Source organism: Listeria cossartiae subsp. cossartiae, assembly GCF_014224155.1.
GTDB classification, from domain to species: domain Bacteria; phylum Bacillota; class Bacilli; order Lactobacillales; family Listeriaceae; genus Listeria; species Listeria cossartiae.
This window is the reverse complement of record NZ_JAASUI010000001.1, coordinates 1,286,990-1,309,640: the sequence shown is the minus strand read 5'-3', so window position 1 is coordinate 1,309,640 and position 22,651 is coordinate 1,286,990. Positions and strand designations below refer to the sequence as shown.

General features: G+C 37.4%; 19 protein-coding genes and 2 other annotated features. All 19 genes read left to right on the top strand.

Annotated elements, in window-relative coordinates; genetic code table 11:
- Positions 1-4: 4 nt before the first annotated feature.
- The 19 genes from HCJ30_RS06655 to HCJ30_RS06565 all read left to right on the top strand — a co-directional run bounded on the left by HCJ30_RS06655 (position 5) and on the right by HCJ30_RS06565 (position 22,604).
- Positions 5-1,381: a replication initiation and membrane attachment family protein gene (locus HCJ30_RS06655; protein ID WP_185391467.1), complete on the top strand. Its 1,377-nt coding sequence runs from the start codon at positions 5-7 to the stop codon at positions 1,379-1,381.
- Between the two features lie 9 nt (positions 1,382-1,390).
- Positions 1,391-2,314 (top strand): primosomal protein DnaI, encoded by a 924-nt coding sequence (dnaI, locus tag HCJ30_RS06650; RefSeq protein WP_185391466.1) that lies wholly within the window; start codon positions 1,391-1,393, stop codon positions 2,312-2,314.
- Positions 2,315-2,365: 51 nt separating this feature from the next.
- Positions 2,366-2,596 (top strand) — a binding site (T-box leader).
- 68 nt (positions 2,597-2,664) lie between these two features.
- Positions 2,665-4,587, top strand: coding sequence for a threonine--tRNA ligase (thrS, locus tag HCJ30_RS06645; protein ID WP_185391465.1), 1,923 nt, complete (start codon positions 2,665-2,667; stop codon positions 4,585-4,587).
- A 106-nt stretch (positions 4,588-4,693) separates the two neighbouring features.
- Entirely contained in the window at positions 4,694-5,278 is a 585-nt protein-coding gene (gene yihA / locus HCJ30_RS06640) for a ribosome biogenesis GTP-binding protein YihA/YsxC (protein WP_003723242.1), read from the top strand.
- 127 nt (positions 5,279-5,405) lie between these two features.
- Positions 5,406-6,713 (top strand): glutamyl-tRNA reductase, encoded by a 1,308-nt coding sequence (hemA, locus tag HCJ30_RS06635; RefSeq protein WP_185391464.1) that lies wholly within the window; start codon positions 5,406-5,408, stop codon positions 6,711-6,713.
- Between the two features lie 3 nt (positions 6,714-6,716).
- Positions 6,717-7,646, top strand: a complete 930-nt coding sequence (hemC, locus tag HCJ30_RS06630) for a hydroxymethylbilane synthase (RefSeq protein ID WP_185391463.1) — start codon at positions 6,717-6,719, stop codon at positions 7,644-7,646.
- The gene (locus tag HCJ30_RS06625) at positions 7,643-8,365 is read left to right on the top strand and encodes a uroporphyrinogen-III synthase (protein ID WP_185391462.1); all 723 of its coding nucleotides are present in this window, start codon (positions 7,643-7,645) and stop codon (positions 8,363-8,365) included. Before hemC ends, HCJ30_RS06625 begins: the two co-directional genes overlap by 4 nt.
- Positions 8,362-9,336: a porphobilinogen synthase gene (gene hemB, locus HCJ30_RS06620; RefSeq protein WP_185391461.1), complete on the top strand. Its 975-nt coding sequence runs from the start codon at positions 8,362-8,364 to the stop codon at positions 9,334-9,336. The genes HCJ30_RS06625 and hemB overlap by 4 nt, the downstream gene beginning before the upstream one ends.
- A 12-nt stretch (positions 9,337-9,348) precedes the next feature.
- Entirely contained in the window at positions 9,349-10,638 is a 1,290-nt protein-coding gene (gene hemL / locus HCJ30_RS06615) for a glutamate-1-semialdehyde 2,1-aminomutase (RefSeq protein ID WP_185391460.1), read from the top strand.
- A 47-nt stretch (positions 10,639-10,685) separates the two neighbouring features.
- Positions 10,686-10,912: a binding site (T-box leader), on the top strand.
- 48 nt (positions 10,913-10,960) lie between these two features.
- Entirely contained in the window at positions 10,961-13,612 is a 2,652-nt protein-coding gene (locus HCJ30_RS06610) for a valine--tRNA ligase (RefSeq protein ID WP_185391459.1), read from the top strand.
- Between the two features lie 61 nt (positions 13,613-13,673).
- Positions 13,674-14,963 carry a bifunctional folylpolyglutamate synthase/dihydrofolate synthase gene (locus HCJ30_RS06605; RefSeq protein WP_185391458.1) on the top strand — a complete coding sequence of 430 codons (1,290 nt, stop codon included), beginning with the start codon at positions 13,674-13,676 and terminating at the stop codon, positions 14,961-14,963.
- A gap of 212 nt (positions 14,964-15,175) precedes the next feature.
- The gene (locus tag HCJ30_RS06600) at positions 15,176-15,886 is read left to right on the top strand and encodes a prepilin peptidase (protein ID WP_185391457.1); all 711 of its coding nucleotides are present in this window, start codon (positions 15,176-15,178) and stop codon (positions 15,884-15,886) included.
- An 11-nt stretch (positions 15,887-15,897) separates the two neighbouring features.
- Positions 15,898-16,572 carry a RadC family protein gene (radC, locus tag HCJ30_RS06595; protein WP_185391456.1) on the top strand — a complete coding sequence of 225 codons (675 nt, stop codon included), beginning with the start codon at positions 15,898-15,900 and terminating at the stop codon, positions 16,570-16,572.
- 452 nt (positions 16,573-17,024) lie between these two features.
- Positions 17,025-18,038 carry a rod shape-determining protein gene (locus HCJ30_RS06590; protein ID WP_185391455.1) on the top strand — a complete coding sequence of 338 codons (1,014 nt, stop codon included), beginning with the start codon at positions 17,025-17,027 and terminating at the stop codon, positions 18,036-18,038.
- An 84-nt stretch (positions 18,039-18,122) separates the two neighbouring features.
- Positions 18,123-19,010: a rod shape-determining protein MreC gene (gene mreC / locus HCJ30_RS06585; RefSeq protein ID WP_185391454.1), complete on the top strand. Its 888-nt coding sequence runs from the start codon at positions 18,123-18,125 to the stop codon at positions 19,008-19,010.
- A gap of 2 nt (positions 19,011-19,012) precedes the next feature.
- Positions 19,013-19,531: a rod shape-determining protein MreD gene (gene mreD, locus HCJ30_RS06580; protein ID WP_185391453.1), complete on the top strand. Its 519-nt coding sequence runs from the start codon at positions 19,013-19,015 to the stop codon at positions 19,529-19,531.
- Between the two features lie 178 nt (positions 19,532-19,709).
- A complete protein-coding gene (gene minC / locus HCJ30_RS06575; protein WP_185391452.1) occupies positions 19,710-20,387 on the top strand; it encodes a septum site-determining protein MinC in 678 nt (225 codons plus the stop codon).
- 2 nt (positions 20,388-20,389) lie between these two features.
- Positions 20,390-21,190, top strand: coding sequence for a septum site-determining protein MinD (gene minD / locus HCJ30_RS06570; RefSeq protein WP_185391451.1), 801 nt, complete (start codon positions 20,390-20,392; stop codon positions 21,188-21,190).
- Positions 21,191-21,242: 52 nt separating this feature from the next.
- The gene (locus tag HCJ30_RS06565) at positions 21,243-22,604 is read left to right on the top strand and encodes a ribonuclease E/G (protein WP_185391450.1); all 1,362 of its coding nucleotides are present in this window, start codon (positions 21,243-21,245) and stop codon (positions 22,602-22,604) included.
- Positions 22,605-22,651 lie beyond the last annotated feature (47 nt).

Sequence of the window (22,651 nt, the reverse complement as noted above, 5' to 3'; positions counted from 1 at the left end):
TAAATTGACGGAATTTTGGATGGAACTTCAAGCGGTAGACAGCTATCAAGTGAAGGCAAGTGGAATCTTGACGGGCGCCGACAGAAAAATAATTACCATGTTATACCAACCGCTAATGGGGGCGGAATGTCTTGCTTTATACCAAACACTGTTCACAGAAGTGGAAGAAAACAGACTTTGGTCAGAAGCGCATTCGCACGTCCAACTTTTAAATATGCTTGATATTAGTTTGAAAGCGTTATTCGAGGCACGACTAAAACTAGAAGGCTTAGGTCTTTTAAAAAGTTATGTGAAAACCGAGCATGACCAACGCTTTTATATTTACGAAATCTTGCCACCGTTATCACCAGAAAAGTTTTTTTCAGATGGTTTATTAAATATTTATTTATATAGCAAAATTGGCAATGCGCAGTTTCAACGTTTGCGTCGCTTTTTTGCAGATGAGACATTTGAAACAACTACATATAGCGAAATTACTCGTTCATTCCAAGACGTTTTTGAACCATTTAAAGGCGGAAGCAGTGCTGTTCCATCTGAGTCCAGCCAAGTATTAGTGGATAAAGTGACGCCGAAAGAAATTGAATTTGATGACGCTAGTTTTGATTTTAATTTATTTTTAAGTTTGCTATCGCCGGGGATGATTGCTCGCGAAAAAATAACAAAAGAAGTGCGCCAAACGATTTTAAAATTGCACGGAATTTACCAAGTTTCTGAAAAAGACATGCCAAGCTATTTGTATCGTGCGCTAGATGCGAACGGCGAAATCGACATTGTTTATTTGCGAAAAATCGTTCGCGAAGGCTATACAATTGAAAATGGAGCACCGCCAAAACTGCAAATGAAGCAGGAAACACCGGTCAGCCGAGAAACAGAAGAAGCATTGAATGACGAGGAAGCATTACAAGTTTACTTAGAGAGCATCACGCCATTTCAATTGTTGGTCGATATTTCAGATGGTGCAGTGCCTGCTGAAACCGATTTGCGCGTCGTAGAAGAAGTGATGAATCAGCAAAATTTACCGGTTCCCGTGATGAATGTGCTAATTGAATACGTGTTACTTCGCCTCGACCGCAAACTTTCCAAGAATTATATGATGACTATCGCAGCTCACTGGAAACGAAAAAACGTGAAAACCGCCAAAGAGGCAATGGATCTCGCATGGCAAGAGCACGAAAAATACAAACGTCTACAAGAAGAACCAGCTACACCTAAAGCGAATAATTACAACCGAAATTATCAAAAATCAACTCGAAAAGAAATTTTACCGGATTGGTTTGATAAAGAACAAGTTGCTCCGGCAGAAAATAAAATGACTGACAAAGAAAAACAAACTCTCGAAGATCAAGTTCGTGAAATTAAAGAACGACTAAATAAAAGGTAGGTGAAGAATATGGATAACATCGAAAGAACATTAGGACAGCTTTTTGAAGGACGCGACTTTGAAAAAGAATACCAAGGGTTAAAACAGCAAGTTCTCCATTATCAACCAATTCAAGACTTTTTCAAGGAGCACAAAGAAGAAATCACCGAGCAATTAGTGAATCAAAACCTATCTAATTTATATGAATTTATGACGCAACATAAAAAGTTTAGCGAGCAAGAAGAAACATTAATGCCTGGCTACGCACCAAAACTTGTTCTTAATGGCGAATTCATCACCGTCACCTATTATCCGACGAAAGAGAAAATGGAAGAAGAGAAGCGCCGTGCTGTGGAGCGGAGAATCCGTTCGCTCTATATGCCGAAACAAGTAGTCGATGCGAGTTTAGCTGACTTTTATACAGATGAAGAATCACGTCAGTTGGCTCTTGTGGAAGCTTACCAATTTTTAGATAATTATCCTGCCAAAAACGGGGAACGCGCGAAAGGTTTATTTATTCATGGTAGCTTTGGGACCGGGAAATCATATTTATTAGGCGCGCTTGCGAAAGAGCTTGCCTTGAAAGGGATTTCGACGACACTCGTTTATTTACCAGAGTTCATGCGCGAAGTGAAACAGTCTATTTCTGACAATACTGTTGGTGAAAAAATCCAATTCGCGAAAGAAACAGAAGTGTTGATGCTCGATGATATCGGGGCAGAATCGATGACGGCTTGGACACGTGATGAAGTACTTGGTGCGATTTTGCAGTTCCGGATGCAAGAGGAATTACCAACGTTCTTCTCGTCTAATTACAATATGGATCAACTTGAAAATCATTTAATGTTTGCTCAAAACGGTATGGAAGAAAAACTAAAAGCTCGCAGAATCATGGAACGCGTGCGCTATTTGTCGAAAGAGGTCAACTTAGAAGGTAAAAATCGTCGTTTCTAAAAAGTGCTTGCAAATATGTTTAATCGGGCTTATAATGTGAAGTAATATAAAAACAAAGTGATGAAAAGGACAACCAATTTAACGGAAAATTTTAGAGAGGAAGGGCTAGCTGGGAACCTTCTATTGGAACTTAAATTTGGACCACCTTGGAACTTCTATTAGGAACGTTTTTTACTAGTAATAATAGACGGATCGCTCCGTTATAAGCGACAAGAGTGAAGTAGTTATTTTTAGCTATTTCTGAATCTTGGGTGGAACCACGAGCATAAACTCGTCCCTTGACAACAGGAGGGATGGGTTTTTTATTTTGCCCTCCTAACCACATTTAAAAAAGAAAAGGAGAGATTAGTATGAAAATTACATTTCCGGACGGTGCAGTAAAAGAATTCGAGCCAGGCGTTTCAACAGCGGATATTGCTGCTTCCATCAGCCCAGGGCTAAAAAAGAAAGCATTAGCAGGTAAATTAAATGGGGAATTACTTGATTTAGTAACACCAATTCACGAGGACGGAGCAATCGAAATCGTTACTCCAGATCATGAAGACGCGCTTGGTATTTTGCGTCACAGTACAGCTCATTTAATGGCACAAGCATTAAAACGACTTTATCCAGATGTGAAGTTTGGCGTTGGACCAGCGATTGAATCTGGTTTTTACTATGATATTGATACAGAAGCAGTTATTAGTGACGAATCACTCGTTGAAATCGAAAAAGAAATGCAAAAAATTGTTCGTGAAAATGTGCCAATCGAGCGTGAAGTTGTTTCTCGCGAAGAAGCGATTAAACGTTTCCAAGCAATCGGCGACCATTACAAATTAGAACTTATCGAAGCGATTCCAGAAGATGAAACAGTGACAATTTACACTCAAGGCGAGTTTTTCGACCTTTGCCGTGGCGTCCATGTTCCTTCGACTGGTAAAATCCAAGTGTTTAAATTATTAAGCGTGGCTGGTGCATACTGGCGCGGAGACAGCAATAACAAAATGCTTCAACGTATTTACGGCACAGCTTTCTTTGATAAAAACGGCTTAAAAGAATTTATCCAAATGCAAAAAGAAGCCAAAGAGCGTGACCATCGTAAACTAGGGAAAGAACTAGATTTATTTACAAACAGCATTGAAGTTGGTCAAGGACTTCCACTTTGGTTGCCAAAAGGTGCGACTATCCGCCGCGTTATCGAACGTTACATCGTGGATAAAGAAGAACGTCTTGGTTACAATCACGTTTACACTCCAATTATGGCAAACGTGGAACTTTACAAAACAAGTGGTCACTGGGATCACTACCATGAAGATATGTTCCCAACAATGAAAATGGACAACGAAGAACTTGTTTTACGTCCAATGAACTGTCCGCATCACATGATGATATATAAAAACGACATCCATAGCTACCGTGAATTACCAATTCGTATTGCTGAGCTTGGTATGATGCACCGCTACGAAATGAGTGGAGCACTTTCTGGATTACAACGTGTTCGTGGAATGACTTTAAATGATGCGCACGTATTTGTTCGTCCAGACCAAATTAAAGACGAATTCAAACGCGTTGTCGAACTAATTTTAGAAGTATATAAAGACTTTGATATTAAAGATTATTCTTTCCGTTTAAGCTACCGTGATCCGAAAAATACAGAAAAATATTTTGACGATGATGCTATGTGGGAAAAAGCGCAATCAATGCTTAAATCCGCAATGGACGAAATGGAAATGGATTACTTTGAAGCAGAAGGAGAAGCAGCATTTTACGGTCCTAAACTAGACGTTCAAGTAAAAACTGCTATCGGAAAAGAAGAAACTCTTTCCACTGTACAACTGGACTTCTTACTTCCAGAACGCTTCGATTTAACTTATATCGGCGAAGATGGCGAAAAACATCGTCCAGTCGTTATTCACCGCGGTGTTGTATCGACAATGGAACGCTTTGTCGCATATCTAATTGAAGAATACAAAGGTGCTTTCCCAACTTGGTTAGCTCCAGTCCAAATGGAACTTATCCCAGTAAACGCAGATGCCCATTTAGATTATGCAAAAGGCGTACAAGATAAATTGCAACGCGCTGGACTTCGCTCGGAAGTAGATGACCGCAATGAAAAATTAGGTTATAAAATCCGTGAAGCACAAACAAAGAAAATCCCTTATGCATTAGTACTTGGAGATCAAGAAGTAGAAGCTGGTTCGGTCAACGTTCGCCGTTACGGTTCTAAGGATTCAGAAACAATGGATTTAGATGCCTTTATTGCACAAGTAGTAGCTGAAGTAAGCAAATATTAATTCGAAAAATACTGTCTCACAATGGGGCAGTATTTTTTCATGGTGCTTTTTTCCTCTTTTTCCGTTATACTAGTAAAAGATAATGAATAGAACAGGATGGAAAATTATGGATGTAAATAATGTAGAACTAATAATAAGCGCTGTTCGACCAGAGCAATATCCCGAAACAGACCTTCCAGAATATGCACTTGCAGGTCGATCAAACGTTGGAAAATCATCTTTTATTAATACGATGATTCGCCGCAAAAGTATGGCAAGAATTTCGCAAAAACCCGGTAAAACACAAACACTAAATTTTTATAAAATTGAAGAAGCACTTTTCTTCGTCGATGTACCAGGTTATGGTTTCGCAAAAGTATCGAAAACTGAGCGAGAAAAATGGGGCGTCATGATTGAAACATATATCACTTCTCGCGAGCAACTTCGTGGTGTCATCCAAATTGTTGATTTACGTCATAAGCCAACAGAAGATGACCGAATGATGTATGAATTTCTAAAGTATTACGATATTCCTGTCATCGTTGTAGCAACAAAAGCAGACAAAATCCCGCGCAGTAAATGGCAAAAAAATGCTAAAATTGTCCGTGAAACTTTGGATTTTGATCCAGACGACAAATTTGTCTTATTCTCCTCTGAAACAAAAATGGGAAAAGACGAAGCATGGCAGTTTATCAAAGAAGGAATGGAATAATAGAAAGAGTTGGAATGAAAAATCCAGCTCTTTTTTCCGTCTAAATACAAAAACGGACTATTTGGTGTACACATCGAAAAGTGGTAGAATGTATTAGAGTTCAATTTAATTTTAGGAGGATTATCGAATGTTTATTCTCACCATGGGGCTGAATCATCACACAGCACCAATCGACATCCGCGAAAAATTAGTTTTTAAAGAAACCGAAGAAGAAATGGCCTTAGTAACATTACTGCAGGAAAAAAGTATCCTCGAAAATGTTATTATTTCAACATGCAATCGAACCGAAATTGTTGCAGTTGTCGATCAATTACATACAGGAAGATATTACCTAAAACGTTTTATGGCTAATTGGTTTCAAATGGATATGGAAAAAATTGAGCCTTATTTGTTTTTCCATGAAGAAACAGCCGCCGTCAATCATTTATATAAAGTAACCGCGGGACTCGATTCACTTGTACTTGGGGAAACGCAAATTCTCGGACAAGTAAAACATGCATTCGAAATCGCCAAACAAACCGGTACAACAGGTACACTTTTAAATAAACTTTTCCGTGAAGTCGTTACTTTTGCAAAAAAAGTACATCACCACACGAAAATTAACGAAAATGCCGTTTCTGTCAGTTATGCAGCTGTGGAAGTTGCCAAAAAATTATATGGTTCCTTAGATAACAAAAAAATCGTCCTTATTGGCGCAGGAGAAATGAGCGAACTTGCTTTGCAAAACCTCGCCGGAAGTGGCATTGCAGATATAACGATAATCAACCGTACTAAAGCCAATGCAGAAATGCTTGCTAATCAATTTCAAGCAAAAGTGGGCGCATATGAAAATATGAATGACCATTTATTGCTTGCAGATATCGTTCTTGTATCAACTAGCGCCTCAGAACCAATCATCAAACAAGCAGACATGCAAGAATTAATGGAACAAAAAGCGAGTTCTATGCTTGTGATTGACATCGGTTTACCAAGAAATGTTGAACATGATTGTTCATATATTCCCAATTTCCATTTGTACGATATTGATGATTTAGCTGGAGTTGTAAGTGCGAATTCATTAGAACGCCAAAGAATTGTTCAAGAGCTTGAAAATACGATTGAGATAGAAGTTCGAAGCTTTTTTGAATGGGAAAAACAACTTGGTGTCGTTCCTGTGATTCGTGCCTTGCGTGAAAAAGCGCTAGATATGCAAGAAGTTACTATGACTAGCCTAGAAAATAAACTTCCCGGCCTAACAGAACGCGAATACATCCAAATCGGAAAACATATGAAAAGCATCATTAATCAAATGCTAAAACAACCTATCTCAGAATTAAAAGAAATGTCAGTGGAAGAGGAAGCAGACACAAGCATTGCGCATTTTAAACGTATCTTTGGTTTAACAGAAACGGATCTAACTGTAACAGAAAAAGAACAAGCTGAAACGAGGAGTTAACAGATGAAACGAAAAATAATTGTTGGTTCTAGACGTAGTAAATTAGCTTTAACCCAGTCTAATTGGGTGATTAACAAACTCAAAGAAAATTATCCTGAATTCGATTTTGAAATAAAAGAAATTGTCACAAAAGGAGACCGGATTTTAGACGTCACACTGAGCAAAGTTGGCGGGAAAGGCCTATTTGTTTCCGAAGTGGAGCAAGCTTTGAGTGATACAGTAATTGATTTTGCGGTACATAGTATGAAAGATGTTCCTTCCAGTTTGAAAGAAGGGCTTGTTATTGGCGCGATTCCAAAACGTGAATCTCCGCTAGATTGCTTTGTGTTTAACCAAGTGAGCAGCTTAGATGAGTTGCCAAAAGGCGCTGTTATTGGTACGAGTAGTCTCCGTCGTGCAGCACAACTTCTTAAATACTGTCCAGATTTTGTTATTAAACCGATTCGCGGTAACATTGATACTCGCCTTCAAAAATTACATGCAGAAAACTTTGATGCCATCATCTTAGCGAAAGCGGGACTTTCCCGAATGGGGTGGTTGGAAAATACGGCTTTAAAACTGGAAGATATTCCGGCTGAACTATGCTTGCCGGCAGTTGGTCAAGGTGCACTTGCTATCGAATGCCGCAAAAGTGACCAGCAAATTCGAGATATGCTAGCATCTATTCATCATGAAGAAACAGGCGTATGTGTTGAAGCCGAGCGCGTTTTCTTGAAAAAATTAAACGGTGGCTGTGAAATCCCCATTGCTGGGTTCGCAGTGAAAACAGGTGATGCTATTCATTTTAAAGGTTTAGTTGGTAACGCCGATGGTTCCGTTATTCTTGAATCTGAACAAACAGGCGCCAATCCAAGCGATATAGGCAATCAAGTAGCTGAAGATTTACTAAGTGAAGGTGCCGATACGATTATCAAAGAACTGAGAAACGCATGATTAAAAAAATTGTTTTAACAAGAGAAGCGAGTAAAAATAAGCCTTGGCAAGCCTACTTTTCGAAAAATGGCTTTGAAGTTGAATCGATTCCATTAATTGAAACACGTCCGAAAAAATTCAGCTTGAATCAAGAACAACAAGCGGCGGATTGGCTTTTTTTGACAAGCGTCAATGCGGTGGAATACTTTTTCGCAAACCAAGATGTTAAAACGAACTATAAATTTGCTGTTATTGGTGAGAAAACGGAAGAAAAATTAGCCGAATTTGGTTATATGCCAAATTTTGTTCCATCTGTTTATCAGTCAGAAGTTTTTTTATCTGAGTGGCTAAATGAAAATCCAGACCAAACAAGCGTCTTACTGCCACAAAGTAATTTAAGCAGATCAATAATAAAGGACGCATTGATAGAAAAAGGGCATCTAGTTTTTTCGATGGAACTTTATGAAACAAGCTTCCCTGAGGCGTCTAAAACAAGGTTAATCAACCAATTAAAACTTAAAGAAAAACCAATAATTATTTTTGCCAGCCCATCTGCTTGGAAAAACTTTTATTCGATTGCAAAAACATTTCCAGACCAGAAAGAACATTGGCGCATTGCGTCGATTGGCAATGTAACTACTGAGGCTATTTTAGCAGATGGATGGTCAGTCACATATCAACCAAAAACCTTCACCATGAAGCACTTAGCTGATTTGATAATACAGGAGGAATTTAAATGAAAAATCAATTTGATAGACATCGTCGTCTAAGAAAAACCAAAACAATGCGTGATTTAGTGAGAGAAACAGTTTTACATACAGATGATTTAATCTATCCGATTTTTGTCAAAGATGGTAAAGAACCAAAAACCGAAGTAATCTCCATGCCAGGAGTTTTCCAATATCCGTTGCATGAATTAGAAGAAGAAATGCGAACAGTACAAAGCCTTGGAATTAAAGCAGTTATTTTATTTGGAATCCCAGCTGAAAAAGATGCAGTTGGTACACAAGCCTATCACGATCACGGCATTATCCAAGAAGCCACTAAGCTCATTAAAAATAGTTTTCCTGAAATAATTGTTGTGGCAGACACTTGCCTATGCGAGTTTACAGATCATGGTCATTGCGGCGTGATTGAAAATGGTGAAATTCTAAATGATGAATCCCTTGAATTACTGAAACGAACAGCTGTCAGTCAAGCAGCAGCAGGGGCAGACATCATCGCTCCTTCTAATATGATGGATGGCTTTGTTCAAGTAATTCGCGAAGGATTGGATGAAGCTGGATTTTATGATATTCCGATTATGTCGTACGCTGTTAAATACGCATCTGCTTTTTACGGACCTTTCCGAGATGCTGCTGGAAGTGCGCCACAATTTGGTGATAGAAAATCTTATCAAATGGATCCCGCTAACCGTGAAGAAGCCCTTCGAGAAGCAAAATCTGATGAACAAGAGGGCGCAGACTTCCTTATTGTAAAACCATCTTTATCTTACTTAGATATCATGCGCGACGTTAAAAATAATACAAATTTACCAGTAGTTGCTTATAATGTCAGCGGGGAATACGCAATGGTAAAAGCAGCCGCGCAAAACGGTTGGATTGACGAAGAAAAAATTGTTTTAGAAATGCTTACTAGTATGAAACGAGCAGGTGCAACACTCATCATCACTTATTTTGCAAAAGATGTATCTAAATACTTAAATAAATAGGAGGTAGGAAATTTGCGAAACTATTCAAACTCTGAAAAAGCTTTTAAAGAAGCAAAGAAAGTCTTACCAGGTGGTGTAAATAGCCCAGTTCGAGCATTCAATTCAGTAGATGCTTCACCAGTTTTTATGGAACATGGGAAAGGGGCTTACATTACGGATGTTGATGGTAACGAATATATTGATTACGTGCTATCTTGGGGCCCGCTGATCTTAGGTCATGCAAACCCTTCTGTTGTTAATGCCATAACAAAAGCCGCAATGAAAGGGACAAGCTTTGGAACGCCAACGGAAATTGAAACAGAATTAGCCAAACTAGTCATTGAGCGCGTTCCATCCATCGAAATCGTGCGGATGGTTTCTTCCGGAACAGAGGCAACCATGAGCGCTATTCGCCTGGCTCGCGGTTACACCAAACGAGAAAAAATATTGAAATTCGAAGGAAGCTATCATGGTCATGGTGATTCTTTATTAATTAAAGCTGGTTCTGGCGTAGCGACACTGGGTTTACCTGATTCTCCAGGAGTTACTAAAGGGCTCGCTGCTGATACAATCACTGTTCCATATAACGACATTGAAGGCGCAAAACTAGCTTTCGAGAAGTACGGCGAAGAAATAGCTGCAGTTATCGTTGAGCCAGTTGCAGGTAACATGGGTGTAGTTCCGCCGATTGAAGGCTTTTTAGAAGGGCTTAGAGAACTAACAACCAAATATGGCTCTTTACTTATTTTTGATGAAGTAATGACTGGTTTCCGCGTAGATTATTACTCGGCACAAGGTTATTATGTGGTTACTCCGGATATTACTTGTCTTGGAAAAGTAATTGGTGGAGGATTACCAGTGGGTGCGTACGGTGGTAAAAAAGAAATTATGGAACAAATTGCTCCAGCAGGTTCTATTTATCAAGCGGGAACTTTATCCGGCAATCCATTAGCGATGAACGCAGGCTTTGAAACAGTTCGCCAATTAACACCTCAACACTATGATGTTTTCCGGTCTTTAATTAAACGAATGGAAGAAGGACTAACAGAAATTTCTGCTAGACGAGAAGTACCACTTTCCATTAATAAAGCGGGTTCCATGTTTGGATTCTTCTTCACCGACCAAAAAGTCACTAATTTTGATACAGCAAAAACGAGTAATCTAGAATTTTTCCGCAGTTATTATCGCGAAATGCTAGCACAAGGTATTTTCTTACCGCCGTCTCAGTTTGAAGGTGTATTCATTTCTACAATGCATACAGAGAATGAGATTGATAAAACACTAGAAGCATTTGATACTACTTGCAAAATACTTCGCGGCTAATTGACGAATCTAGAATCTTTTGTTAAAATTATTTCTAGAATATAGAAGCAAATGCGATGAAGAGGAAGAGTAGGACACTTATTTTTCAAAAGAGAGAAAGCGGTTGGTGTAAGCTTTCAAAAATAATGTCTGAAGGTAGCCTTGGAGCAGTATTCCTGAACTCATAGTAGGGAATAACCGGTAGATTTTCTCTATCGTTAACCCAATGAAGTGCCTACATTTTTTCTGTAGGTAAAAAGGTGGTACCGCGAATAATACTCTTTTCGTCCTTTTATTAGGATGAGAAGAGTTTTTTATTTTGCTTAAAAAAGGAGGAAGCGTTATGACGATAGAACAAAATGAAGTAAATATGCCTACAAAATATGAGCCAAGTAACGTAGAAGCTGGCAAATATAAATGGTGGCTAGAAAAAGAATTTTTCAAAGCTGAAGGAAATACGGACAAAGAGCCCTATAGCATTGTTATTCCACCGCCAAACGTAACAGGGAAGTTACATTTAGGTCATGCATGGGATACTACTTTACAGGATATTATTACTCGAATGAAAAGAATGCAAGGCTTTGATACGCTATACTTGCCAGGTATGGACCATGCGGGTATTGCTACTCAAGCTAAAGTAGAAGCAAAGCTAAAAGAAACGAATATTTCTCGTTATGACTTAGGTCGCGAAGCCTTTGTTGACAAAACTTGGGAATGGAAAGAAGAATACGCTGAGTTTATTCGTGAACAATGGGAAAAACTGGGTCTTGGTTTAGACTATTCAAGAGAACGTTTTACACTAGACGATGGCTTATCCGATGCTGTCAAAAAAGTCTTTGTAACACTTTACAATAAAGGACTTATTTACCGCGGCCAATATATAATAAACTGGGATCCAGAAGCAAAAACAGCCTTATCTGATATTGAAGTTATCCATAAAGATATTGAGGGCAGTTTCTATCATTTAAAATATCCTCTTACTGATGGTTCTGGTTATTTAGAAGTAGCGACAACTCGCCCGGAAACGATTCCTGGTGATACAGCTGTTGCGGTTCATCCTAAAGATGAAAGATACCAGCATTTAATTGGTAAAACAATCATGCTGCCGATTTTAAACAGAGAAATTCCAATCGTAGCCGACGAATATGTTGAAAGAGAGTTTGGTTCCGGTGCCGTTAAAATTACACCGGCGCATGATCCGAATGACTTTGAAGTAGGTAATCGCCACGACTTACCAAGAATTATTGTTATGCATGAAAATGGAACAATGAATGAAAATGCTGGAAAATATGATGGATTAGATCGTTTTGAAGCTAGGAAAGCGATTATCCAAGACTTCAAAGAGTTAGATTTATTTATCAAACAAGAACCTCATTTGCATTCAGTAGGGCATTCTGAGAGAACTGGCGCTGTCGTAGAACCATATCTTTCTCTACAATGGTTTGTGAAAATGGAACCTCTTGCTGCAGAAGCTTTGGCACTTCAAAAAACGGAAGACAAAGTTAATTTTGTACCAGCTAGATTTGAAAAAACTTATGAAACTTGGATGGATAACATTCATGACTGGTGTATTTCTCGTCAATTATGGTGGGGTCATAGAATTCCTGCTTGGTATCATAAAGAAACTGGTGAAATTTACGTTGGTGAAAAAGAACCAGAAAACCTTGCTGAGTGGGAGCAAGATGAGGATGTACTTGATACATGGTTTAGTTCAGCTTTATGGCCATTTTCAACAATGGGTTGGCCGGATACTGAAAGCCCAGACTTTAAGCATTTCTTCCCAACAAATACGTTAGTAACGGGTTATGACATTATCTTTTTCTGGGTGTCCAGAATGATTTTTCAATCTGTTGAATTTACTGGTGAACGACCATTTAAAGACACATTGATTCATGGTTTAGTGCGCGATTCTGAAGGGCGTAAAATGTCAAAATCTCTTGGTAATGGTGTGGATCCTATTGAAGTTATAGACAAATATGGAGCGGATTCTCTTCGTTATACACTTGCGACAGGCTCATCACCGGGTCAAGATTTAAAATTCAGTTATGAAAAAGTAGAGTCCACATGGAATTTCATTAACAAAATTTGGAATGCCTCTCGTTTTGTACTAATGAATTTGGATGGCATGAAATATAGTGAGATTGATCTAACAAATGTAACTGAAGTTAGTGATAAGTGGATACTAACACGACTTAATGAAACGATTCAAGCTGTTACCTCCTTAGGTGAGAAATATGAATTTGGTGAAGTTGGAAGAACATTATACAACTTTATTTGGGATGATTTTTGTGATTGGTATATTGAAATTGCTAAAATCCCGCTTTACGGCGAAGATGAAGTTGCTAAACAAACAACAAGATCCGTCCTTGCCTATACTTTGAATACGACTATGCGCTTATTGCACCCGTTCATGCCTTTTGTAACAGAAGAAATTTGGCAAAACTTACCTCATGAAGGAGAATCTATCACAATTGCTGAATGGCCAACTGTTAATGAACAACAAATGGATACAAAATCTTCTATGGCGATGGCTACGCTAGTGGAGGTAATTCGTGCAGTTCGAAATATTCGAGCAGAAGTAAACACGCCTCTTAGCAAGCAAATTATTCTTGAAATTAAGCCAAAAGATGATACGTATAAAGAAATTTTAGAACAAAATATTTCTTATATTGAACGTTTTTGTAATCCTGAACAAGTTACCATTTCATTTGATGTAGAACCATCTAAAACTGCGATGACCGCGGTGGTTTCTGGGGCAGAGATTTTCATTCCATTAGAAGCATTAATAGACTTAAAAGTAGAGATTGCTCGTCTGGAAAAAGAACTAGAAAAATGGAATAAAGAAGTAGCTAGAGTACAAGGGAAATTAAATAACGAGCGCTTCATTAGCAAAGCTCCTGAGAATGTAGTAGCAGAAGAACGCTTAAAAGAAAAAGATTATCTAGAGAAAAAAGCCTCTGTTTTAGAAAGAATTGAAACGTTAAAAGAAGTATAATAAATGGACTGACCTTATCATAGAACCAAGTGGTAGGGTCAGTTTTAAGGTGGTTTAAATAATGACATTGAAATCATATGAAGAAGCAATAGATTGGATTCACGGAACACTTCGTCTAGGAATAAAGCCTGGGTTAGCTCGAATGGAATATATGATGGAGAAACTAAATCATCCAGAAAAAGCGAATAAGTGGGTACATATCGCTGGAACAAATGGCAAAGGCTCTACACTTACTTTTATTCGAAATGCTCTAGAAGAAGCGGGCTATCGAACAGGGACCTTTACTTCCCCTTATATTGAGATTTTTAATGAGCGAATAAGTGTGAATGGTGAGCCAATTAGCAATGAAATGATTGTTTCTTTAGCTAACCGGATTAAACCAATTGCGGAAGAACTAGAAGAAACGATTTATGGACCACCATCAGAATTTGAGATTATTACGGCTATGATGTTTTTATGTTTTGCAGAATACGAGTCTATCGATATTGGTATTATTGAAGTTGGACTTGGAGGAAGACTTGATTCTACCAACATTCTCGTTCCGTTAGTTTCTGTAATTACAACAATCGGAATGGATCATATGGAATTCCTGGGTGATACAATCGAGCAAATTGCTAGTGAAAAAGCAGGAATCATCAAACCAGGTATCCCAGTAGTTTCTGGAGCTATTCAAAAAGAAGTTCAAGAAGTAATAGAAACTATTGCCACAAATAATGAATCCAGCGTTGCGCAATTAAATAAATCTTTCTCTATAAAAAATGAAAATGGTGTCATTGCATACAAAACAATCTACGGAGAAGAACTAAGCCATCTTTCTCTTGGTTTAAAAGGGCTGCATCAATTAAATAATGCTGCTGTGGCTATAAAAGTGTTACAGTACTTAAATACATTTTCAGCTTTCGAAATCGACGAATTAGCAATCAAAAAGGGACTGGAAAAAGCATTTTGGCCGGGAAGAATGGAAAAAATCATTTCAAATCCATTTGTTATGCTGGATGGAGCTCATAATCCAGAAGGTATTCAAACATTCACTCAATCTATCGAAATGTATCCGGGGCCTAAAAAAATAATAGTTAGCATATTAGCAGATAAAAATCATGAGAAGATGCTAACGACATTAAAAGCGATTCCGAATTCGGAAATACTATTAACTACTTTCGAATATCCTAGAGCTATGACAGCGGACGAAGTAATCCAAATCGGAAAAAGTGTAGGTGTTTCCGTAAAACCAGATTGGCAACAAGCATTAAATGATATGGATGAAACTAAAAATGATACGAAATACTTTATTACTGGATCCCTTTATTTTATTTCAGAAGTCCGGAAATATTTGTTGACGACCATCCACTAAACTTTTGGAATAAAGCGAGTATACTGCGGGAAATAAAAAATGACAAATAGCTAAAAAAGCATTTTCATAGGGTAGAAGCACGCGAAAACATCTTTTTTTCTTAGTGGAAAATAGGTGTTTTTGCTATATATTGGATGTGAAAAAGCAATTTTACCTATGTGCAAAAATAAATTATCTTTGCTATCCTGTTTTTAACAACTAGGAGGTGGCAGATGCTTTATTTTTTATTAGTAATTTATAGCGCGATTTTTATGTCTTTTGTTCAGGTTGCAGGAGAATGTTTCCCGATAAAAAAACCTTTTTTATTCCGGTTTTCGGAGTGCAATTATTGCCAAAAGCCACTAACTTTCGTGCATATTATTCCCATTTTTTCATTCTTGTTCTTAAAAGGGAAATCTAAATGTTGTGGCAAATCCATTCCGTTACTTTATTTTTTGATGGAATTAATTACACCAATGTATACGCTCCTTATATACATTCACTTTTCATTTTCATATCACTTTTTTATGTACTGTATCATCTATTATTTTTTGGCTTTTTTCTTTGTTACAGATATTTTTTATCTGCACGTTCCTAACGTTATCCTCCTGTTATTTGTTTGTATATTATTTCTTCTTTTCATACTTTTTAATCAACCTTGGCTTCCTTTAATTTATTCAGGCGTTATAAGTAGTCTTTTTTACTTGCTTTTCTTTAGTCTATTTCGAAAAGGGATTGGATTAGGTGATATTAAAATACTGATTATTTTAAGCACTTTTTTAGGTTTTGAAATGGGGTACTACATCTTTTTTCTAGCGATTATTTTAGGAACAAGTCTATTATTGACCGCCGTATTGTTTAAAAAAGTGAAGAAAAACAAGCAAGTTCCATTTGTGCCTTATATTTATGCTTCCTTCTTGCTAGTTAGTATTTTGATGAAATAGGAGCTGTTCTTATGTTGATAAATGAAGTTCTGGAAAATGAAAAACCACGCGAAAAATTACAAAATTATGGGATAGAGGCTCTTTCATCTTCGGAGTTAGTCGCTTTAATTATTGAAACCGGAACAAAGAACGAGTCTGTTTTAACGATAGCAAACCGAATTATTATGAAATTCAAAAATGTGGCAGAAATGCAATATGCTTCTATTGAAGAATTCCAATTAGTTAATGGCATTGGAATAGCTAAAGCTTCTAAAATTATGGCTGCAGTCGAACTTGGTAGGCGAATAAGTTTAGTGACAGAACAAGAGGAGATTGTCGTTAGATGCCCAGAAGATGCGGTTAAATTGGTAATGCCTGAGTTAGCGTTTCTCTTCCAGGAGCATTTCCACTGCATTTTTTTAAACACAAAGAATCAAGTGATTTATCGGCAAACCATTTTTGTTGGCGGACTGAATGCGTCAATTGTTCATCCCAGAGAAGTGTTTAGATTGGCATTAAGAAAATCGGCCGCATCTATTATGTGTTTTCACAACCATCCATCTGGTGATCCAGCACCTTCAAGCGAAGACTTACTAGTAACCAAAAGATTAGCTGAAGCAGGAAATATTGTTGGAATTACGCTGTTAGATCATATTATTATCGGTAAGAATAAGTACATTAGTCTAAAAGAAAAAGGTTATTTTTAAAATTAAAACACTGTTCACAAAATATCTACAGACATCAATTGTTTCCTTATGCTAAAGTGAGTATCAACAAAATGCAAAAGGTGGCTCGTAATGCTAAATAGGTGGAAAGTATATAAAGACAATATTATGGTCTTTTCAATAGTGATTGGTATGTTTGCAATTCCAGTTTTTCTTTGCCTAATGGAATTTTTTAAGTGATAATTTATCCTTTCAAAAGTATATTTTTAATAATTTTAACGACCCAGAAATATAGTTTTTAAAGAAAAGTTAAAATTTTTTCCTTCTCATGAAAAATTAATGTCTGATAGACTTACTTATGTTATAATAAGATGGTTGTTTATGTGTCTAAATAGAAACATTGACACAAAGGGATAAGGTAACATTAATTTAATGGACGAATAAGGAAACTTAATGTATCCTGTAGAATATTACGAAGGAAAAGGAGAATACAGATGTTTGGATTTGGTAATAAAGATATTGGAATTGATTTAGGGACTGCGAATACGCTTGTCTATGTGAAGGGAAAAGGTATTGTCCTTCGTGAGCCTTCTGTTGTTGCTATGAAAAAAGACACACAAGAAATCGTTGCAGTAGGTAGCGATGCGAAAAACATGATTGGCAGAACACCTGGTAGTATTGTTGCTATTCGTCCGATGAAAGATGGCGTTATTGCTGATTATGATACAACAGCAGCAATGATGAAATATTACATACAAAAGGCTGGCAAAAGCGTTAATGCAAGCAAACCATTTGTAATGATATGTGTACCATCAGGCATTACTGGCGTAGAAAAACGTGCAGTAATTGATGCTACTCGTCAAGCCGGAGCTAAAGATGCTTTCACAATTGAAGAACCGTATGCTGCAGCTATTGGCGCTGGACTTCCAGTTGGCGAACCAACAGGTAGCATGGTTGTAGATATTGGTGGGGGAACTACAGAAGTTGCTGTAATTTCACTTGGAGGTATCGTAACTAGTCGCTCGGTAAGAACTGCTGGTGATGATTTTGATGAAGTAATCATTAACTATATCCGTAAAAAATATAATCTATTAATTGGTGACCGTACAGCAGAAGAAATTAAAATTGAAATTGGGTCTGCTAGTCCTAAAGGTTTGGATTTATCTCCATTCAGCATTCGCGGACGTGATTTAGTAACTGGACTTCCAAAAACAATTGAAATTACTCCTGAAGAAATCAGCGAAGCACTTGCGGACACAGTTGCTGCAATTATTGATGCTGTAAAAGGAACACTTGAAAATACACCACCAGAATTATCAGCAGATATTATGGATAAAGGGATTGTACTTACAGGTGGGGGAGCTCTTTTACGTAATTTAGATACTGTTATTTCTGAAGAAACAAAAATGCCTGTCATTATTGCAGATGAACCGCTTGATTGTGTGGCAATTGGTACAGGAAAAGCTTTAGATAATATCGATATGTATAAACGTGGAAAAATGAACTAAATGGACACACTCATTTATGTCCTATAACAAGATGAATTAGCTTCAAAAAATGGAAAAAGAGTACTAACGAGATGAGGTGTCGTTATGCCACAATTTTTTCTCAATAAACGTTTGATTATCTTGTTAATATCTATTATTGTTCTCGTCGCGTTAGTTGGTTTTTCTTTACGTGATCGTGAGAATGCTTCGTGGCCAGAACAATTTGTGAAAGATGTTGTTGGATTTGGTGAAAATATTGTAGCCAAGCCTACTTCATTTGTTTCAGGCGTAGTTGGTGGAGTAGTTGATTTAAAAAACACCTACACTGAAAACCAACATCTGAAAGAACGTTTAGAAGAATTGGCACAACTTGAAAGTGAAGTTGCAGACTTAAAAAAAGAAAATAAAGATTTAAAAGAAAGTCTTGATATTACTGATAGTATTCGTGACTATGATCCGCTGAATGCCTCTGTTATTTCTAGAAATCCTACAAATTGGAATGACCAAATAGAAATTGACAAAGGTTCAAGCGATGGAGTGAAGCCTGATATGGCGGTTACTACACCAAGTGGTCTTATTGGTAAAGTAACAACAACCGGCGCGAAATCAGCTACGGTTGAATTACTTACTTCATCAGATGTTAAAAACCGTGTTTCTGCTAAGGTGCAGGGCGAGGAAAATGCATTTGGTATTATCAATGGATATGACAGTGATACTAAGTTGCTTGAATTAAAACAATTACCGTATGACATGAAATTTAAAAAAGGACAGAAAGTTGTTACTTCTGGACTCGGTGGGAAATTCCCAGCAGGTATTTTTATCGGTACGATTGAAAAAGTAGAAACTGATAAAATGGGATTATCACAAACCGCGTTTATTAAGCCAGGTGCTGACATGTATGATTTAAACCATGTAACTGTTTTGAAGCGTTCAGCTGAAGCAGGAACAACGGCGGATGATACAACTAGCTCAGACGCGACTGGAGGCCAATAAGCATGAATGTAAAGAAAAACATTGCACTTCCTGCAATCATGGTTGGCACCTTTATTTTAGAAGGGGTTTTTAGTCTTCAGTTTGCGAATGGCCTTTTCAATGATAGGCATCTTTTCATTCCGCATTTTTTACTTATCATGTTGACGATTATGACTTGTTTTTATAAACGAAACACGACATTAGTATATGCGTTTATCCTAGGTTTAGTGTTTGATATTTATTATACGGGCATTATGGGAATCTATTTTGCAATCTTTCCATTTACGGTGTATATCACAGATAAATTTATGAAAGTGTTGCAAAATAATGTTCTTCTTGTTGGTTTAATCGCCGTATTCAATATTATTCTTACAGAAAGTTTGGTTTATGCATTTTATTATTTGATCGGTTCGACAACGATGACTATTCCGGTTTTTATTGATCAACGTTTATGGACAACCATCTTGTTTAATTTGGCGTTCTTTTTAGTTGTTTTTTTCCCATTCCGAATGTTTCTCGATCGGTTGGTTAAATCAGAATAACTATCGTAATTTTATCAGTTTGAATTCGCTATTACTTGAAAAAGTATGACTGTGGAGAATATCCACAGTTTGCGATTTCAAGCTGTTTTTTTCAAAAAAAGTATTTTTTTATTATCATTTAATTTGAGTTAGTGTATACTAAGGACTAGAGTATAAATGTTGCGGGGTGAAATGGTATATGAAGAAGAATGTTCAAATTAAAGGCACAAAAGACGGCATTAGTATTTTTCTTAGTGATAAAGCGAGTATATCTGAGTTGCAACAAGAATTAACTCAATTGCTAGCAGATCAGAAACAAAACCCATACTCTGGTGAAAAATTAGAGGTACAAGTTCAAATTGGTAACCGTCTGTTTTCAGAGGAAGAAGAACGTGAAATATCCACTATTATTCATAAAAATAGTCAAATGAAAATTGGCGCGTTTTATAGTAATGTTATGTCTAAAGATGAAGCCAAAAAATGGAAAGAAAATGATCAAATTTTTTCGATGGCAACGATTATTCGTTCAGGGCAAGTTGTTCAAGTTCCAGGAGATTTTTTGCTAATTGGTGATGTGAATCCTGGTGGGCAAATCCGTTCAAACGGCAATGTATTTGTTCTTGGTAATATTAAAGGAATAATTCATGCTGGTTTTGAAGGGGACGAAAATGCGGTTGTTGCAGGGAAGTTTCTTTATCCATCACAAGTTAGGATAGCTGGGAAAGTATACGGCTTTGATAGTGAGGATTATAAAGAGGTTACTGAAACAGATTTATTTTCTGCGTTTGTAGATGATGCAGGCGAGATAGTAATAGATGGAATACATAAGATAAGAAAAATTAGACCTGAAATTTCTAATTTTCAAGGAGGGCGTTAAACATGGGAGAAGCTATAGTCATTACTTCTGGGAAAGGTGGAGTAGGAAAAACTACTTCAACTGCTAACTTAGGGACAGCACTTGCTCTTCAGGGTAAAAAAGTGTGCTTGATTGATATGGATATCGGCCTTCGCAATTTAGATGTTGTTTTAGGTCTGGAAAATCGAATTATTTATGATTTGGTAGATGTGGTGGAAGGTCGCTGTAAAATTCACCAAGCGATGATTAAAGATAAACGCTTTGATGATTTGCTTTTCTTACTTCCAGCGGCGCAAACGACAGATAAAAATGCTGTTTCGGGCGAGCAAATGGTTGAGCTGATTAATCAATTACGTCCGGATTATGATTTTATTTTAATTGATTGCCCTGCAGGTATTGAAACAGGATATAAAAATGCCGTTGCTGGAGCGGATAAAGCTATTGTTGTTACTACTCCGGAAATTTCCGCGGTGCGTGATGCAGATAGAATTATCGGCTTGCTTGAAAAAGAAGATATTGAGCCACCAAAATTAATTATTAATCGTATTCGTACGCAAATGATGGTAAATGGGGATGTAATGGATATTGATGAAATTACAACGCATTTATCAATTGAATTACTAGGTATTATCATTGACGATGATGAAGTTATTCGTTCATCTAACAGTGGAGATCCGGTTGCAATGTTGCCGAATAACCGTGCTTCACAAGGTTACCGTAATATCGCTCGACGCATTCTCGGGGAGTCTATTCCATTAATGTCGATTGAGTCAAAAAAAGCAGGATTTCTTTCTCGTTTAAAAGTACTTTTTAGCGGAAAATAAAAAATTAGGCCCTTTGTCTTTTAGATGAAGGGTCTTTATAAAAGGTGATTGGATGAAAAAGCTAGTAATAAGTGCTGCTCCTATAGAAAAGCGAGCTGCAGTAGTTGAAAATGATTTATTAATAGATATCGAAATCGTGCGTCCTTCTGAAAAAGTACAAGTTGGTGATATTTTCTATGGTTTTATTCAAAAAATCGACCGTAAAATGGAAGCGGCTTTCGTTGATTTAGGTAATAATAACAAAGGTTTTATCCATTTGAAAGACATTCCAGAAAGTTATGATAAAACACAAGGGGCTAAAATCCCTGTCCAAATTGTTCGAGAAGGAAGCGCGACAAAGCTACCTTTATTATCTGGTGTACTCGAGTTTCCCGGGGATTTGCTCATTTATTTGTACGGCAAAGAATATATTTCTGTTTCCAAACGAATAGCGGACAAAGATACGTTGAAAAAAACGATGAATGCGCTAATAGTAGAAAATGAAGCACTAATTATTCGTTCTAATGCAGAAAGCGCAACTGAAGAACAATTGCAGCATGCGCTAAACCAAGCGCGCGAGAAACATCAAGCGTTGTTAAAAGAAGCAGCTAAACGCAAGAAACCAGGTTTGTTATTGTCCGCTGCTTCAGGTATTTTCACTTGTACAAAGCAGTTTATCCAACGACACAAGCCAGCAGAAATCATTACCGATGACTTTGAGTTTGCCAAATTGCTAGAAAATACTTGGTCAGACCAGCAAATCACTTTAAACAAAAGCGTGGATTTGTTTGCAGATATGGGGATTAAAGCGCAAATGGACCGATTAGCGCGCCCGGTCGTTCATTTAACAAATGGGTCTTCGTTGTTTATTGAGAAAACAGAAGCAATGTGGGTTGTGGATGTGAACTCCGGTCGATTTAAAGGTACCACAGCAAAAGAAAAGACCGTGGAATCGGTGAATATGAAAGCAGTTCCCGAAATCCTTCGTCAAATTAGATTACGCAATATGAGTGGGATGATATTGGTAGACTTTATTGGCGGAATGTCAGAAGCTGGATACACAGAGCTATATGAAGCTATAGAGAGCCAAACGCGCGAAGAATACATTACGACCCAAGTTGCGGCACTTTCACAGTCAGGGCTATTACAGTTAACGAGACGCAAGAAGCAAAAATCATTTTTAGAAGTGACGACAGCGCCGTGCCCAGTTTGTTACGCGACAGGGCATGTGGCTTCCAAAGAAACACTTGCTTTTGAATTAGAACGGGAACTTGCAGGAATTATGCAGGGGGAGCCGAATAGCATTCAAATAATTACGACAGAAGACGTGTTAGATACATTTTTGGATTTGAATACATTCAATAATGCGCCGATTGATTGGGAAGTGGCGGATGAGAGAGTTCCATTTTATCAAATTGCACGGGTGGAAAACTAAAATCAACAATTGGTTGACATAGGCGGCTTGCTTATGCTATCATTTTA

What these genes read in the sequence shown, in the direction of transcription:
- hemC (WP_185391463.1), top strand. Translation starts at nt 6,717, where the DNA reads ATGAAACGAAAAATAATTGTTGGTTCTAGACGTAGTAAATTAGCTTTA.
- minD (WP_185391451.1), top strand. Translation starts at nt 20,390, where the DNA reads ATGGGAGAAGCTATAGTCATTACTTCTGGGAAAGGTGGAGTAGGAAAA.
- yihA (WP_003723242.1), top strand. Translation starts at nt 4,694, where the DNA reads ATGGATGTAAATAATGTAGAACTAATAATAAGCGCTGTTCGACCAGAG.
- radC (WP_185391456.1), top strand. Translation starts at nt 15,898, where the DNA reads ATGTTGATAAATGAAGTTCTGGAAAATGAAAAACCACGCGAAAAATTA.
- dnaI (WP_185391466.1), top strand. Translation starts at nt 1,391, where the DNA reads ATGGATAACATCGAAAGAACATTAGGACAGCTTTTTGAAGGACGCGAC.
- HCJ30_RS06590 (WP_185391455.1), top strand. Translation starts at nt 17,025, where the DNA reads ATGTTTGGATTTGGTAATAAAGATATTGGAATTGATTTAGGGACTGCG.
- HCJ30_RS06565 (WP_185391450.1), top strand. Translation starts at nt 21,243, where the DNA reads ATGAAAAAGCTAGTAATAAGTGCTGCTCCTATAGAAAAGCGAGCTGCA.
- HCJ30_RS06610 (WP_185391459.1), top strand. Translation starts at nt 10,961, where the DNA reads ATGACGATAGAACAAAATGAAGTAAATATGCCTACAAAATATGAGCCA.
- HCJ30_RS06600 (WP_185391457.1), top strand. Translation starts at nt 15,176, where the DNA reads ATGCTTTATTTTTTATTAGTAATTTATAGCGCGATTTTTATGTCTTTT.
- mreD (WP_185391453.1), top strand. Translation starts at nt 19,013, where the DNA reads ATGAATGTAAAGAAAAACATTGCACTTCCTGCAATCATGGTTGGCACC.
- minC (WP_185391452.1), top strand. Translation starts at nt 19,710, where the DNA reads ATGAAGAAGAATGTTCAAATTAAAGGCACAAAAGACGGCATTAGTATT.
- HCJ30_RS06605 (WP_185391458.1), top strand. Translation starts at nt 13,674, where the DNA reads ATGACATTGAAATCATATGAAGAAGCAATAGATTGGATTCACGGAACA.
- HCJ30_RS06625 (WP_185391462.1), top strand. Translation starts at nt 7,643, where the DNA reads ATGATTAAAAAAATTGTTTTAACAAGAGAAGCGAGTAAAAATAAGCCT.
- hemB (WP_185391461.1), top strand. Translation starts at nt 8,362, where the DNA reads ATGAAAAATCAATTTGATAGACATCGTCGTCTAAGAAAAACCAAAACA.
- thrS (WP_185391465.1), top strand. Translation starts at nt 2,665, where the DNA reads ATGAAAATTACATTTCCGGACGGTGCAGTAAAAGAATTCGAGCCAGGC.
- mreC (WP_185391454.1), top strand. Translation starts at nt 18,123, where the DNA reads ATGCCACAATTTTTTCTCAATAAACGTTTGATTATCTTGTTAATATCT.
- hemA (WP_185391464.1), top strand. Translation starts at nt 5,406, where the DNA reads ATGTTTATTCTCACCATGGGGCTGAATCATCACACAGCACCAATCGAC.